Origin of the sequence: Paenibacillus wynnii (genome assembly GCF_030812855.1) — a bacterium.
GTDB classification, from domain to species: Bacteria; Bacillota; Bacilli; order Paenibacillales; family Paenibacillaceae; genus Paenibacillus_AQ; species Paenibacillus_AQ wynnii_A.
The window spans coordinates 39396-55801 of record NZ_JAUSTK010000008.1 but is presented as its reverse complement, the minus strand read 5'-3'; the positions used below and the strand labels follow the sequence as shown (position 1 = coordinate 55801).

At 39.8% G+C, this 16406-nt stretch carries 15 protein-coding genes; all 15 read right to left on the bottom strand.

The window, feature by feature from the left end; genetic code table 11:
* Positions 1-13: 13 nt before the first annotated feature.
* The 15 genes from J2T20_RS10380 to J2T20_RS10310 are packed head-to-tail and all read right to left on the bottom strand — an operon-like array spanning position 14 to position 16395.
* Positions 14-1141, bottom strand: coding sequence for a hypothetical protein (locus J2T20_RS10380; RefSeq protein WP_307588045.1), 1128 nt, complete (start codon positions 1139-1141; stop codon positions 14-16).
* A gap of 40 nt (positions 1142-1181) precedes the next feature.
* Positions 1182-3050: an alpha-amylase family glycosyl hydrolase gene (locus tag J2T20_RS10375; protein WP_307588043.1), complete on the bottom strand. Its 1869-nt coding sequence runs from the start codon at positions 3048-3050 to the stop codon at positions 1182-1184.
* Positions 3037-3696 carry a D-sedoheptulose-7-phosphate isomerase gene (locus J2T20_RS10370; RefSeq protein ID WP_307588041.1) on the bottom strand — a complete coding sequence of 220 codons (660 nt, stop codon included), beginning with the start codon at positions 3694-3696 and terminating at the stop codon, positions 3037-3039. Before J2T20_RS10370 ends, J2T20_RS10375 begins: the two co-directional genes overlap by 14 nt.
* A gap of 49 nt (positions 3697-3745) precedes the next feature.
* Complete coding sequence (locus tag J2T20_RS10365) at positions 3746-4288, bottom strand: D-glycero-alpha-D-manno-heptose-1,7-bisphosphate 7-phosphatase (protein WP_307588252.1); 543 nt, start codon at positions 4286-4288, stop codon at positions 3746-3748.
* A 47-nt stretch (positions 4289-4335) separates the two neighbouring features.
* Positions 4336-6078: a ribosomal protection-like ABC-F family protein gene (abc-f, locus tag J2T20_RS10360; RefSeq protein ID WP_307588039.1), complete on the bottom strand. Its 1743-nt coding sequence runs from the start codon at positions 6076-6078 to the stop codon at positions 4336-4338.
* Positions 6079-6088: 10 nt separating this feature from the next.
* Positions 6089-7081: an ABC transporter ATP-binding protein gene (locus tag J2T20_RS10355; RefSeq protein WP_307588037.1), complete on the bottom strand. Its 993-nt coding sequence runs from the start codon at positions 7079-7081 to the stop codon at positions 6089-6091.
* 28 nt (positions 7082-7109) lie between these two features.
* Positions 7110-7892, bottom strand: coding sequence for an ABC transporter permease (locus J2T20_RS10350; protein ID WP_307588034.1), 783 nt, complete (start codon positions 7890-7892; stop codon positions 7110-7112).
* A 19-nt stretch (positions 7893-7911) separates the two neighbouring features.
* Positions 7912-8697 (bottom strand): ABC transporter permease, encoded by a 786-nt coding sequence (locus J2T20_RS10345; RefSeq protein WP_307588032.1) that lies wholly within the window; start codon positions 8695-8697, stop codon positions 7912-7914.
* A gap of 27 nt (positions 8698-8724) precedes the next feature.
* Positions 8725-9648 carry a queuosine salvage family protein gene (locus tag J2T20_RS10340; RefSeq protein ID WP_307588029.1) on the bottom strand — a complete coding sequence of 308 codons (924 nt, stop codon included), beginning with the start codon at positions 9646-9648 and terminating at the stop codon, positions 8725-8727.
* A 1-nt stretch (position 9649) separates the two neighbouring features.
* Positions 9650-11023 (bottom strand): B12-binding domain-containing radical SAM protein, encoded by a 1374-nt coding sequence (locus tag J2T20_RS10335; protein WP_307588027.1) that lies wholly within the window; start codon positions 11021-11023, stop codon positions 9650-9652.
* Positions 11004-12050, bottom strand: coding sequence for a glycosyltransferase family 2 protein (locus J2T20_RS10330; protein ID WP_307588025.1), 1047 nt, complete (start codon positions 12048-12050; stop codon positions 11004-11006). The genes J2T20_RS10335 and J2T20_RS10330 overlap by 20 nt, the downstream gene beginning before the upstream one ends.
* 11 nt (positions 12051-12061) lie before the next feature.
* The gene (locus tag J2T20_RS10325) at positions 12062-13384 is read right to left on the bottom strand and encodes a phenylacetate--CoA ligase family protein (RefSeq protein ID WP_307588023.1); all 1323 of its coding nucleotides are present in this window, start codon (positions 13382-13384) and stop codon (positions 12062-12064) included.
* Entirely contained in the window at positions 13359-14321 is a 963-nt protein-coding gene (locus J2T20_RS10320) for a glycosyltransferase (RefSeq protein WP_307588021.1), read from the bottom strand. Before J2T20_RS10320 ends, J2T20_RS10325 begins: the two co-directional genes overlap by 26 nt.
* Positions 14318-14959, bottom strand: a complete 642-nt coding sequence (gene ribA, locus J2T20_RS10315; protein ID WP_307588019.1) for a GTP cyclohydrolase II — start codon at positions 14957-14959, stop codon at positions 14318-14320. Before ribA ends, J2T20_RS10320 begins: the two co-directional genes overlap by 4 nt.
* Positions 14956-16395, bottom strand: coding sequence for a class I adenylate-forming enzyme family protein (locus J2T20_RS10310; protein WP_307588018.1), 1440 nt, complete (start codon positions 16393-16395; stop codon positions 14956-14958). The genes ribA and J2T20_RS10310 overlap by 4 nt, the downstream gene beginning before the upstream one ends.
* Positions 16396-16406: the final 11 nt, after the last annotated feature.

Below are 16406 nucleotides of genomic sequence, written 5' to 3'. Positions count from 1 at the left end.
TCTATTAATTATACTAATTCCTCCTCTCTGACGGCAGCAAAGCAATATGTGGCAGTGCATTATATATTTTTTCGAATAGTCCAATATCTCTGGATTCTATTTCAACAATCTCGGCAATAAATTTTGTTATTTCGACAATAAGATCAGTATTATTCCTTGATATTTTTATGTATAACGTATTCAAAGACAGTTCAATAAGTTTGATGATATCCAGACATTCGTCAATAATATTCAGTTGGATACTTTCTAAAACATCTGAGTACTCGATTAACATATCCCTGAAAAAGTACTTTCCATACTTCATTTCATCCAAGCACTGGAGATAAAAATTCTCGAAAGTTTTTTTATCTACATCAAGCTCAACATAACCCTTTAGTTGTTCAATAAGTTTAACGTAGAAGGCTTTCCCAAAAAAATAGTGATCATTAATAATCGATCCCTGCAAAAACTCCGTGGCAACTGTTTTTAACACTCTTAGAAAAAGATTGCTCAATTCCTCTTCCTGCATCGGTTCCCTAACTTGTTCAACTTTAGCTTGTCCCATAACCAGTAGAGACTTAGTTAACCCGCTGTCAATTTCGCTTACGTAACGATCACCTTTCCAAAAGCTTTCAAACTCCTTGATATTAATACTGTTCATAAATTTCCATGGTTTTGGGTCATAAATATAGACCTCTTGTTTATCTATACCATACAAAGCTAAAAAGTGATTTCTGGGTCCTAAAATGGGATGGGATAGAGATTGAAAGTAATTATCATTCTGATAATCTGTCGAATAGGGTAGATGATACGTTGTACCTGAAGCAATAAAGAGATCTCCTCTATTCAAGGTCTCTACTATCAGCGCCAATCCGCTTTCAAATGACGGAACCTCTTCAACTTTCAGCTTTACTCCCAAATAGCTGTATGCATCATAATATCCCAGATGCTCTGAGGCCCATAATGTAGTTTGCACAGCGTTATTTCCATTTCCTGTCTCATCCACATAAATACAAGGAATTGCAGCCAAGTTAAGATTTATTAACAGACTCAACTTACTCGGAATTCCCATTCTTTTAAGCTGTTCATGTATAGGCGGGTATAGGCAAGGAATGTAATACGGCAAATCGAGAGTAGCATTAAAATCTTTTAGAATAGTCATTAAAATCCCTTTCCTGTTCCTTTAGTATTAAACCTAATCTCTATGTCAACCACATAAACTCATAGGGCTGAAGAGTAAGCGAATGTTCATTCAGGCTTATGATTTCACCGGTAACCATATTACAAAGTTCTCTTCTTAATCCTTCAGAGTTCATTATCTTGCTATTGATCTTTTGGTTTTCACCAGAAAAGTTACATAGTACAAGCAGTTCATCTGTTTGATTCTTTTTACAATACCCAAATACACTTTGATTTCCGGTTTCTAAAAATTTAGTATGCAAACTGGAGTTAAATAACGGATTACTCTTTCTGGCAGTGATCAGCTTTTTCAGACTCTGAAATATCCTTCCCTCAATCGTCTCACCATCGCCCCTCTTCTCTGCCCTTGCCCAGTCAAGACTTACCCGATGCAACCATCTGCTATCATCAGCCTTTTCCCAACTGTCCTTATAAGAAGGATCATTGAACATTCCAATCTCGTCCCCACCGTATAACATCGGGATTCCCTCGTAGGAGAGAATAATGCTGTGAAGCAATAGAATTTTTTTAATAGCCAAATCCGTCTGAAGTTCATTCGCATCTTCCACTGCTTTTTCCAAGCCGCATAAAGATGCTACAGTTCCCGATGTTTTTCTCCCTTCCTTGGCTTTGCTATCAAAATCTTTGGATTCCGCTTTTGAAAAACTTCCAGGAATCTTTCCCAAATAAAAATCAGTCACATATTCAAAATGAGCGGTACTATCTATTCCGAGCTGACGAAGAGTTTCGCCATCCATATCCCAAGCAATATCATCGTGACATCTAATGTAATTGATAAAGCATCTGTTCTTTTCATATTCGTTCAATCGGTCAAGTGTAATTTGCATCTCTCGTGTGTCTTCAGTCACCAGTGCATTCCACAAACTAACACTTAGCGGGAAATTATACATTAAACTGCATCCATTATACTTATCCCCAAAAAATCCCATAATACTCTCGGTGCTGCCGATCGCCTCACCTTTAAAAATCGAACCTGGAGCAACCATATCAACTATAATATTCAACATACTCAGAATTTCATGGACCTGAGGTAAATTGAAGCAGTCGGTTCCAACTTCTTTCCAGATATGGGGAATAGCATCCAGACGTAGTATATCGACGCCCTGGTTTAATAAAAAGAGCATGCTTTCGGCGATATTATTGAACAACACAGGGTTCTTGTAATTTAAATCCCATTGATACTCATAAAATATGGAGCAAACCCACTTTTTCAGTTCATCCGAATAAATAAAGTTTTGCTGCGAAACTTCCGGGAATATAAGCGGTAAAGTTTTTTCAAATTCACGAGGAATATCATATGTATCAAACATATAGTACATTTGCTGGTATTTTTCATTTCCATTCATGGCTTCCAGAACCCACTCATGTTCCTTCGCTGTGTGGTTCAGTACAAAATCAATACAAGTAACGATACCTTCCTTCCTTAATGCATCAACCAAATCTTCGAATTCACTCATGTTTCCAAGTTTAGGGTTAATCTCCTTATAGCTAGAGACTGCAAACCCACCGTCATCCTTGCCGTCTCTCGTCTTTAGAACGGGCATAAAGTGAATGTACGTGATACCAAGCTCTTTAAAGTATTCAATTTTGTCTTTCACACCTGTAAGATTATCAGCAAATAAGTCCACATAAATAGACATACCAACGAGTTTCTCACTCATGTACCACTGAGGTTGTCTGGATCTCTGATTATCCTGTAACCTTAAATCTTTCTTCCTACCTTGAAAGGCAGCTTCTATAATTCCTACCAAATTCTCATAATTCTCTTTTGTTTCTCCATAAAGAGAAGTATATTTCTCCTGAAGCAGCTTCGCCCCCTCTTCGAAACGTTCCTTAAACTCCGGGTCCAGCGATGTTTCATATGTAAGCATTGTGGAGGTCCTCCTCAATATTGGTCAGCTCATAATTATTCATACTGTATTGCAGCCAGGCTGAAACCAAATGACCGATAATCAGGTGAATATCCTCAACCGGACCGAATTCCTCTAAAGGCGTTTCTACATTAATCACAACATCGCTTAATTTCTTCAATCTTCCCCCATCAAACCCGGACAGGCCGATTACTTTTCCATTTCGGGATTTTACCCACTCTACGCTGTTTATTATATTTTTTGAATTTCCGCTTGCTGAAATGGCAATTAGAATATCACCCTCCTGATAATAAAGATGCAGCTGCTTCAAAAAAACATTCTCATAACACTCATCATTTGAGATAGCAGACATAATTGAAATGTTGTCAGTCAGTGAAATCGCTCTAAGAGGGGTTTCATTTCGTGATTTTCTATAAATTCCGAATCCAAGATCATTGGCCAAATGAGACGCTGTGGAAGCAGAACCACCATTGCCTATTACAAATATATTTTTCCCTTGTCTGTGTGCATGCTCCAGCTCATTGATAAATGCACTAATCGAATCAGTGTCGATTTTATTGAGCAGATGCTTCAAATATAAAAAGTAACCTGTTGCAAATTGTTTTGCGTTCGTAGATTGGTTAAAAAGTTTTTCAATATTATTCATAATATACATCACCTTATCTTCTTCAATTTGGATTGTCGGAAACTTCGAGTTATACAAACTCACCTTTAATAATTAAAGCGGCCTCAAGTAGATTCTCAGTGATATAATCAGGTTCAACTGTTGTCTCGTCACTTCTGACGATAGAAGCACCTGATTTAACAAGGATCGTTTTGCATCCGGCACGAATTCCGGCTTCAATATCAGTAAACCGGTCACCTATCATATAACTTTCAGCTAAATTTATCTGAAAATCCTCAGCAGCTTCAAACAGCAGTCCAGGCAACGGCTTGGAACACGAACACATCTTAGTGTCTTCCGGCAAATTCTTTTTCTCAAAATGAGGACAGTAATAAAATGCATCAATGCGGCCCTTATCTGCATTTATCTTTCTTCTTAATTCAGCGTTAAAAGCGGTCATATGCTGGACAGTATACATATTAAGGGCAATTCCACCTTGATTGGTAATCACAATGATATCTAACGGCAAAGTTGAGAGCAGTTCAATTCCTTTTGTTGCTTCCGAAAACAGTATTAGATCCTCAATTTGATGCGGATAATGTGTATCTTTGTTAATCGTGCCGTCCCTATCAATAAATACAGCTCTTCTATTACAGGGATTGGGCTTTACGGGATAGTCCTTTATGATGATCTCCCTCCAGCTTTCTTTAAAATTTGACGAAGTTTTTCGGCCTGACGGCTCAGTGTAATGAACTCATGATCAAGATTCACTTTTTCCAACCCATTTACAATACTTAAATCCCATGCAATCTGGGCAATACGGGTTTCTAATAACATAATTTCTTCTTTAACCTGATTTTGGTTTATATCCTGCTTAGCTGTGTGCTTCTGCTCTTTCTGCAGAAATTCCTTGAAACCGCAATGATGAATCTCCAATCTGCCTTCGTGAATACTCCAGATTTCATTTGCAATTTTATCTAAAAAATAACGGTCATGGGACGCGCAAATAATTACACCGGGGTAGTCCTCGAGTGCTTCTTCTATTTTCTCATTGGTGAATATGTCTAAATGGTTGGTTGGTTCATCCAGCAAAAGCATATTTACTTTGGACAAAATTAATTTCAATATCGCCAGTCGAACTCTCTCACCATAACTCAATGTGGAAATTTTGCGGAAGACATCCTCCTTTTGAAACAAGAAGGCTCCTAGATATAATCGGGCTGTAGAAGCATCCATTCCTGCTATCGTCATAATGTTATCAAATAGCGATTGATCCGTTTGAAGATCAGCCAGCATTTGATCCAAATAACCTACCTGTGCAGCCGGTGTTAAACTTACAGTGCCCCGTTGAGGTTTAAGTTGCCCTGCGATTATTTTTAGCAATGTACTCTTGCCAGAACCATTCAAGCCAATTAGGCCGATCCGGGCATTTTTGGTCACCTGAAAATTCACTTGCTTAAGAAGCAACTGCTGTTCATACCCAAACGAAACGTCTTCTCCGCGAACCAAAATCATTCTTTTTAAAGGATCGATATCTAAAAATCTTGCGGTCACCTCCCTTTTTATGTCGGGCTTTTCGGTTGGCTCAAGTTGTTCCAGCCTATGTTTCATTGCCTTAATCGCATTAGCCATTTTGGCAGCACTTTTTCCATCAGCAGTCTTTAAATTTTTGCTAAAAGAATCTGTTTGACGGCGCCCCCGTTCTCCTTTCGAAACCCAAATTTGCTTTCTGATAATTGATTTTTTCAGCCTATCTTTTTCCTTAAGATATTCGTTATATTCTTTTTCCACTCTTTTACGGGTTCCCGCATTTTGCTGCATGTAGAATGAATAGTTTCCGGAGAACTTGTTTATTTCCCCCTCTTTCAGTTCCCAAGTTGTCTTAGTCACTTCATCCAGAAACCGGCGGTCATGCGAAACGATAATAACGCTCTGTTTTAATGAAATTAACTTTTTTTCTAACCACAGCACAGTATTCATATCCAAATGATTTGTAGGCTCATCCAAAAGAAGCAGATCCGATGGTTGGCTGAGCGCCGACAATAAAAGTACTTTTGTTTGTTCGCCGCCGCTCAGATTATTGACAGGAAGATTCCAAATATATTCTGGCATTCTCAATCCTTCGATGATTTCCGGATCCATATCTTGTTGATTGTTATTCAACCATTGATGTACTACTTGATGGACATCAGTATCCAGAGACTGTGGAACATAAGCAACTTTGAAACCATTGCTAAGCCGCCCTGCATCCGGCTGATCCACACCAGCAAGAATGCGTAATAGGGTAGATTTCCCTTCTCCATTCTTGCCAATCAACCCGATACTTTCGCCTTTTTCTATTTTAAAATCCAGGTTCTTCAAGATTTCACGAGCACCAAAAAAATGACAAATCCCCTTACCAATCAAACTACTAATTTGGATCAACTCCCTGCTGTTAATTCTTAGTTTTATCCTGGTACACACGACTTACAATACCTTCAATGCTCGGCTCTTCAATAGTTAGATCAACAACCTCAATTTGTGAGGTGATATGTGGGATTAACTGAGTAGGAGATACTTGATCTCTATCAAAATGGATCCAGATCCGATTGCCTTCTCTTTTCGTGATTTGACCATGATCAAGTACCAGTCTGTCAATATCCTCAGGTTCCTTAGTTTCGACTACTAAACATCTTTCTTTTCCATACGTGTGACGAAATTTCTCGATTTCCCCATCGAATTGTACTAATCCGTCGTCTATTAAAATAACGCGATTACAAAGTGATTCGATATCCCCCATATCGTGGGTAGTAAGAATAACAGTAACCTGACGCTTCAAATTAATTTGTTTGATGAACTCGCGAATTTTCTGTTTGGCTACTACGTCCAAACCAATAGTGGGCTCATCAAGAAAGAGAATGTCAGGATTATGTAGTAAAGACAATGCAATATCAGCACGCATCCGCTGTCCAAGAGATAACTGCCGAACCGGACGGCTGGAAAATTGATCAAGCTCCAGCAAATCAGTAAAAATCTCCATGTTCTCCCGATACGTCTTTTCGTCGATTCGATAGACATAACGCATTAATTCAAAAGATTCAATTACAGGAAGATCCCACCATAGCTGTGTTCTCTGGCCGAAAACTACGCCTATTTTTTTAGCATGTTGCTTTCGATTTTGATAGGGAACGATTCCTGCTATATGTGCTTCTCCGGATGTCGGAGTTAAGATACCTGATAAGATCTTGAGTGTCGTTGATTTCCCCGCACCATTAGGACCGATATAACCAACCATTTCACCTTTCTCAATTTGAAAGGAGATCCCTTTAACTGCTTCTTTAATTTGCTTTTCACGATAGAAAAAACCTTTGAATGTATTCAGGAAGCCTTTTTCCTGTTTATACGTAACATATTCCTTATGAATATCGTTAATCTCAATCAGTGCCATATTCTAAACAACTCCTGCATCTTCTATTCTAAGATCCTGTGCCATTATACTTCTTTAAGCCGCTGTTCCAGACGGATAATGATATCAGGAAAAAAATTATGCCTATACCAATACTGGAATACGCCAGTCCAGGTGCAGATAAGATATTTACCTTGTCAAGTGTAATTGTTGAAGGATAATAACTTATGAACGCAAAGGGAAGTACAAACGTGAATAATACTTGAATGATTTTTGGGAATATACCCATTGGCAAATAAGATAAAAATTGTGCCGGCCATAAAATAGTGTCGTAAAGACTTTCTGATTTTAAGGTCCAAAAGGATACCGCACCGATCAACACCAACGAACCGGCGTTCACCAGGACTGCCCCGATGATTCCCAGAAATAAGAAAACTATTTTTACCGCGGTAAAGTGAATGTGATTTACATCTATGACATAAATTAAAACTGCAATGGAAAGAAATAAATTGGCGAATTCCGCCACATCGAATTTTGAGATTAAATAACTAAAAAAAACATTGTGTGGTCTGATCAAATACTTATCGAATGTCCCGTTAATAATCTCTTGGTCCATTGTCTTGAAGTGATTAAAGAATATAGCCGCGATGTTGATGGTGAGTGCAGCAAATGCATACACATACATAGTCTCTTTAAATGTCCAACCATTAAGTTCATCAAATCTTAAAAACATTAGCCAATATACAATGACAGTACTAATGTATCCTATGAAGATCCCCAGAACCTGACTGAAGAAAGCAAAACGGTACTCAAGCAATGTTTTCAATTGAAGCTGTAGTAATTTAATGTACATATACGAACAAACCTCCTATTCAACCGCCTTGAACAACTACACGCTTACTTGCCGTCGCCCACATCCAACGCAATAATAAAAACGATGCAACAACCCACATTCCTTGAACTAAAAGCTCATGCTGCAGCTGACTCCCCTGCAACTGCCCTGTAAAAATAGCACTAGGCACAAAATAAATCCCTTTGAATGGCAAGACGTTGGCAATGTTCTCAAGCCAGTCAGGAAAAAACCATAAGGGTACAGCTGCGCCGGAAAACAATGAAATCGTGAATGAAAAAATAGGTTGAATACGCGTCTGAATGAACCATAAAGATAATAGCCCAAAGCTCAGTTCTATAAAGTATTTAATCATGCAACCGCACAATGCTGAGTAAATAAAGAGCAGCACTTTTAGAGGCCCAATTGGAAGTCCTATATTCATGAACTGAAATGTAATCATAAAAACAGGGAAGCCGCTCAATATAAAATAAGAGAATATTTGTCCCGAATCCTCAGCAATGCAGCGTGTGATAAAATCATACGGTTTCAAAATTTCTGATGAAATACGTCCCTCTCTTACAAGCCCCTCCATTCGTCCAATAGGATAGGCCGCATGATTACAAGAAATTAGCAGCTGAGTAATCATGACGTAGAGTAACGCATTTTGCATAGTTATCCCGTTCATATCGGAATGACCTTGATACAAGGCAGCCCATACCGAAATCCACATTATGATAAAGGCTAAATCTCCTAGCATGCGGGCCCATATATTAAAGCGGTACGCGACACTATTTTTAACAGCCTTTTTCATAAATTCAAAATACACCCTCATAAATGTCTCCTTAACTTACTATTAATAAAAGCTTGTTACTGTAAGATGGTATGGTGTATTAACTTTCTTTGAGACCTCCCAAAGAAATGCATCTAACTGAATTGCGTTTATCTGTATCCCTTTTCTGGAGAGTGATTGTACCAGCAGATCGCCCACACAAATGGTCGAGGCCCTCAGCTCAAGTTCTTCCCTGCAATTGCAGGGAAGAACTTGAGAATTATCTATTCGAAATTTTAAGTTATCGTCATAGCGCAGAACCCCAAGATTGTGAAGTCCTTTCGGCAGATGATAATCAGCCAGTAAAGTAAGCTTCTGTAGACCTGTAATGAATGAATTGGCCTGTAATCTACCTGCGAGCATAGCCGTAAACAATTGTGCACGTTTATAAAAAAGCAGGGGACCGGTAGAATCATTCCACATTGGGAAATCCGTTACAATCCACTTTACAATTTCATCCGTCTCGAAGCAGGCACGCTCCAATAAGTGAATCACTTTTCCATCATAGTGTTTGTTTAGGATATTCCCTACTTCCCTCAGGCTGGCTACGCGTTCTTTGGTCATGGAGATTGCACCGAATTTTAATCTGAATTGTTCTTCATTTAAGTTTGCGAGAACATCTGCGTCCAATAACTCCGGCCAATCTGATAGAGCCTTCCACATCGCCTCTGAGCCTCGGCATTCGCCATAGCTGTACCTATCCAGATGATTCCGATTCCAAAATCGGAAATTAATAGAATTTCCTATGAAAAAGAATTGACTTATTTCTTCTATGGATCGCAGCCATGGAGCAAAAGAAGCACCATTCCATAAAGGAAGTTCGATTGTCGAGCTTCTCAAATGGTTTTCAATTTGTGAAGAAAGGTCCTCCAGACAGCTTTTCTCAATGTGGACATAAGATGTAGAGGCGGTGTACATGTAAGCTTGTTTAATAATTTGCTCTAACATTTCACATCACCAACTGTGTGCTTAATTCCTGCAATTCGGTAATACCTTGTTTAAACAAAATATCCGCATGTCTGCGCCCACGCTCTTCCCGTATATTCTGATGCCGGAATGCACGATAGGCATACTCCAATCCATGCTGCGCTTCGTTATACATAAAGCCGAATTGCTTAGCGGTAAAATCAAGAACTTCTCTTGTTAAGTTCTTGACCGGATTTACGGTTACTCGATTTTCGAACTGAATAAATAGTTCTGGAGTAATACTTGGCGGGTTCTCAATCTCTGCCCAGTTCGGCGTATCGGGATAGGGCGTCCATACATTAAATTGTGCATAGGTTAGGCTAAGGTAACGGGCTAATTGGTAGGTATCCTTCATGGATAGAAAGGTTTCTCCGGGAAATCCGATCATAAAGAAACCAAGAGATTCAATTCCTTGCTCTGTCATATAAGAAATCATACTCTTAGCTTTCTCTAAATTATATGTAGGCCTTTTGTATTTCTTTAACGTATCTATAGAAGCTGACTCTACGCCAAAACCAATCATTACGTTGCCCGAAGCCTTCATAAGATCCAGCAACTCTTTGTTTAAAGAGTCAATTCGGGTTTCGCAATACCATTTAAACTGATACCCGCGCTCCAGAATTTTGTTACAGAAATCAATAACTCTTTGCTTATTAGCTGTAAAATAAGGATCACGGAACTGGATATAATCCACACCTTGCTCCAATACAGCCTGGATATCATCCATAACCTTGTCGAGATCGCGTTCCTCCATTGAACGGCTATAATAAGCGATATATGGACAATAGACACAACTTAATTTACAGCCTCTGCTGGTCCACATATAAGCGCTATTTGTCTTTCCGGCATCCTGATAAAGATGAAGGGGCATTAATCCATAGTCTGGTGCCGGAAATTCATCAATTTGCACATCATGCTCTTTACCAAACACAAGCCTGTACACATAATCCTCCATTGCTATTTCTATGGGATCATCCACATACTTTGCATGCTCTAATATCCAAGGTCGGAGAATCTTTACGATATGTCCCGCCAGAATAATCTTACTTCCCGGAAATAATTCTTTAAGTATTCTGGCAAATTCCAAGTCCAACTGAATGGTAGGAGCCGTTCCTTTAAGGATAATCCAGCTTTTTCCAACACCACTTATCCGTTCAATAATTCTCTTCGGCAGTAAACGTTCTGCATTTCCATCTATAACAGTTACATTCGCCCCCTTAGACTTGGCCAAGGAAGCGGAATATAATATGGACAGATCGGGAGTAATCTGATTCGTATAATCAACTATCCCCAAATCACCGGCCATGTCACTGTTAATATTCACTCCGTAATAAGGCCTAACAAATAGAAGATCCATTAATCTCCACCCTTTCAACCGGCATATACTTGCACGTCTTTCCGAAGGAATTGTTCACACCCATTTGGACCAACTGCTCTTTGGTTAACGTTTGGTTGCTGCACGCTTGAATATGAATAATCCGATACTGATTTCTCAATGCAACGATCATTTCCTTTACCTCTTCATTAGCATATTCATCAATGAACACGAGTTCCGTTTTCTTCATATCTTCCGGGGAGATGGCATTAATGAATTCCTGAAGCTCTCGCGGATAGACAGGGACAATAATGATCAGACTTGTTTCACAGCTAAAATAGGGCCGATCTTTAAAGCCTCCGTCAAAAGATTCTCCATAGCCCCATTTCGCTCTGAATCTTTGCAAATTTTTAGCTACCATCAAACGCAGTTTGAATTCCGAGTTCCATGATGCATGATGCTTGTGATATATAAACGTATTGCCTGCTACTATCGGCTTGCCACCTATTCGGATAACCCTCTCAATAAAGTCCACGTCTTCAAAATTACCTATACCGTAAACCTCATCCAGTCCTCCGATACGGTCAATAAGAGAACGGCGGAACAGCATACAGTAACCGTATAATGTATCCGTCTCCTGGATTCCGCCTGGCAGATCTTCTTTGCTATGAACATACATAGGAGGATACATTCCATCGGTATACGGACCGACCACTTCAGCTTCTGGATAAACTTTAAGGCATTCAAGCAAATTCTCAAGCCATTCAGGAGTTAACTCTGTATCGTTATTTAACAAGCAGATATAGGGTGCGGTTGAAGCATGGATTCCTTGATTGCATCCTTTTGCGTAGCCTTGATTTTTATTATTCTTTATAAGAACTACTGGGATGTCATTCTGTTTCTCGATACAGAAGCTTTCAAGGAATTCAGGTGTTCTGTCCGTAGAACAATTGTCAACAATAATTAATTCATAAGGAGTCTTTGTACATTCCAGTAAAGAAGCCAGACATTTTTGTGTATATTCGATTTGGTTGAAGGTTAAAATGACGATCGAAACTATTGGAGCCATGCTACACCCCTCTATTCAATATATGAAAGTACTGTTCGTATTTTATCCGAGCCTGTAACTGCAATATGTTCTACTTCTTCAAATATAAAATTCATGTCATGACCTAACTTTTTCACCAGACGCTCATGAAGAAGAGGAACAATATTCTGTTGTTGAGTCTGAATGTATTTTATACGCAGAGTAGTCACTGCTTCCTGAATGACCTGAAATCTTGCAATACTGGGCAAGTCAAGAATGTTCATAATGTCGTAAGGTGATATTCTCACTCCCGAAGGCAAAGAGATAAAATCTACATTGCGACCATGAATTTGCTTAAGGCGATGCGTGTGGCGTCCACATGGGCATGGGTCTGTCTCCATAACACCTATATCCCCTACACGGTATCGTATAATTGGCATAGCATCGTTATAAAAACTGGTTACCACAATCTCTCCTTTCTCTCCAATAACGGGCTGTCCTTGACTGTTCAAAACTTCCACTACTAAATAATCCTCATTAATATGGTGGCCATGCCCCTCAGGACATTCCCAAGCTACATCCCCAACCTCAGAAAAACCATAAATATCACAGATTCGGCAGTCAAATACACTGCTTAAGAAGAGCCGTGACGGATTATCCAATAATTCAAAAGAACTATAAATGACCTCAGGCTTATTGAAGTCTCTCGACTCACCAGATAACTGCTTTGCCATGTTTAGCAATAAATAGGGGTTTCCATAAATGATATCCGGCTTGCAATGATTAAGAACGGTCACATAATCATTACTGTCTTCCGTAGGATGAAACATCCACACCTTATTTAGGCCATTCAGATCAATTCTAAACTCCGGGAATTCCGGAGCATCCCCATGAAATCTACGGGGCATAATATGCAGCATTCTTCTCGGTTCTACATGCCCCCAGCCCCAGCGCTGACGCAAGGAATTAATGCTAAAGACGCGATTATGAAGTACGTAATCCTGTAAATTAACCACTGGTTCGCCTGTACTGCCGGAGGTGCGGTTACGGTTACATTTATTTAGAGGGTACTCCCTCGTAATCATATTCCGGAATTCGGCACGCAGGTTTTGTTTGGTTAAAATCGGAATTCTCGCAAGATCCATTACCGTATGAATATCCTCAGGTAATATATTGGCATCATGAAAGTGTCTACTATAAAATGTAGTGTTCTTTACCGCATTCTGGATCACGGCTCTTAATTGCCGATTTTGCACTTCTACTATAGCCTCACGATTCCACTGCCGCTTCTCCGCCTCAATGGCTTCTCTGTACACAGAAATATGATTCTCAATGCCTCCCAATACTTCTTCAAGCCCTGACTTGACTAAATACACTCGTCTGTTCTCCTTCCACCTCTTCCAATCTTGCAAGCATTGTTCCAAGCACAAACGCTGTGTCCATTATGTGTAACATCAATCTATTTATCTGTTCTTGATTCCCTACCGCTAACGCTTCTTGAATAAGAATCTGCTCTTGCTCCAGATGAATAACTTTTTCTTTTATCATTTCTTCTGCATTCTTCAATGGTAGATAGATGAATAGAGCTTTTGGGAAGAATAGCCGAGTGTAATGACGACCCAATTGCTTAAGCTGGCGATATACCCAGTACCCTTCTTTCTTTTTTTTCTCCACCCATAAATCGACGGAATTCACATTCTTATGTACTACCTGCATTAATGGCTGGTAGTTAATGACCCTACCACTCTTAACTATTCTTTTCCCAAATTCCTCGTCTCCCCAATAAAGAAGCTCTTCGTTAAAGCCGCCCAATTCAGCAAATACTTCTCTTCGAACAGCACAATTCCGCGTATCAATACGAGTACAGATACCATTCTCCTGAATCACTTCGCTTTTCATTGTACTTTCATAACAGTGTTGTACACTTTGTGATACAGAGTTTTCATTGCAACCTAGAGATAGGCCGACAAACGCTGCTGCTTCAGGATGAGAAGCAAACCCACCAGCTATACTGGTAAGCCAATCGGAAGCAACCGTACAATCCATATCGGTAAAGGCTAATATATCGGAACTTGCTTCAGAAATTCCTTTATTACGAGCACAATATGAACCCCGCTTCTTCTCAGTAAGTATTTTGATCCTGTCACTATATTGTCCTAGGTTTTCAAGTGTTCTATCCTTCGAGCCATTATCGACAAATATTAACTCCGTTAGCTCTCGGGGATAATCCTGGCTCAGCAGAGAATGAACACAGTTGTGAACCTGACCTTCTCCCTCAAAAACAGGGATTATTACCGATATTTTCGCACTCATTTATTGGCCCCACCTGTAAACGTAAGAATATGTCCCATCCGTTCTTTTTTCGTATGAAGATACTGCTGGTTAAAGACCCCTGGTATAGCCTCAATGGACACCCGTTCAACTACCTTAATTCCATGGTCCTCAATAGACTGTATTTTGAGTGGATTATTTGTAATAAGTCTAATAGAATCCACACCAAGGGATTTCAATAAATCTGCAGCCCCTTTATAATCTCTAGCGTCTTCAGGCAGACCCAATTTTAAGTTTGCATCAACCGTATCACAGCCTGCTTCCTGTAATTTATAAGCCCGCATTTTGTTAAATAGACCAATTCCCCGGCCCTCTTGCCGCAAATAAAGTATGGCACCCGTTTCTTCCTGCGCAATCATTTGCATCGCATGATGTAATTGTTCTCCACAATCACACCGCTCCGATCCGAAGACATCTCCGGTCAAGCATTCAGAATGAAGTCTTATTAAAGGAGCGCTTACCGACTTCAAATCCCCCTTAAAAAGCATTACGGTACAATTGGGCCACCCGTCATCTATAGCTAATAGATTAAAGTCTCCGTATGTCGTGGGCATTTTAATAGTTAATCTCTCATTTTCCTCATGCTGTAAAAATTCAATTTGTTCGTTGATTTGACTCAAATTTCACTACCTCTTTCTGAAGAATATATTTGCAGTTCCCTTCTGATACGCTTTCCTGAATGGGTATATTGGATCTCGTTCCGCCAAGTGATCTCATTAGGAATTTCATAATCTGCCAACCGGCTTCGACAAAAGGCCTGAATCTCCATAGAAGAACACTGAGTATAGCCATTTTCAGCAACTAGAACTGCGCATATTTTCTGTCCATATTTCTCGTCGCTCTTTCCAAATACTACAGCTTCCAGTATGTTTGGATGTTCTAAAAGCACTTGTTCAATTACCAATGGAGAAATCTTAATTCCTCCGCGATTAATCATGTCATCCAACCGGCCAGTGACATATAAAAATCCTTCGTCATCCAACCATCCTTCGTCTCCTGTACAAAAGTACCCCTCATGCTTTTTAAGAGCCGTTAATTCCGGATCATTATAATATTCAAGCATGAGGTTAGGGCCTCTCCAAATAATCTCGCCCCTTTGTCCTACAGGCTGCTCCAGAAAGGTTTCATCTACGATACGTAAATCAATCTCGTCCAGTACTCTGCCTGATGACCCTGCTTTGCTGTAAAACTTATCTTGTTCTAGTACGGTTAATCTAGGAGAACCTTCAGTCATTCCGTAAGAATAATAAATGGTAGCGGGTGCAAATAAACGTTGAATTTCTATCAGGTCCTTGGGTTCTACCGCTTCCCCGCTTAACTGAATCTTTTGAAGTGCCGGTACCTGAACCGGCTTTAGACGCTGATTTCTGATCAGATATCGAAAAAATGTCGGTACACTTGAATAATAAGTAATCTCATTCTCTGCGATAGCCTTTAAAACTTTTCCCGGAAGCTGGGCATCTTTGTACAGAACAAGAGTCCCTCCCACATACAGTGTAGAAAGAAAGACTCCGGAAAAATTAGAGCCATGAGCGAGAGAGCCGCTGAGAAGAATACGATCCGCACTGGTGAGGCCCAGATAATTAACAATCATTTTTACATTACTGATTAAATTATGATGAGAAAGAACCACCAGCTTCTCTTTACCAGATGTGCCGGATGTACACAACATCACGGCTGCTGCGGCTGCATCCCCATCCTGCATAAAGGAGGATGATTCATCAGGCTCTGGCCATTCAAAATTTATCAGGCGGTGTTTAATTCCCTTTTGCTGTAAAATATGAATTGCCCTCTGGTCAGATAGCTTGGGATGAAGAATTACAGGAATGCAGCCTGCCATGATCAAACCTAGCAGAGAAACTATCATTCCCCCGCTGTTATCAGCATGGATACCTATCGCTTCACCAGTTAGGAAACCTTGCCTCCGAAACTGCTTGGCTGCAGCCACCACTAATGAAGATAGTTGATTGTAAGTAATTGTAAGAGAATCTTCTATTAAAAAGGGCCGTTCTCCCCGTTCATTACAATGTGTTGATAACAGTTCAAGTAGATTCAAGCCGTTATTCT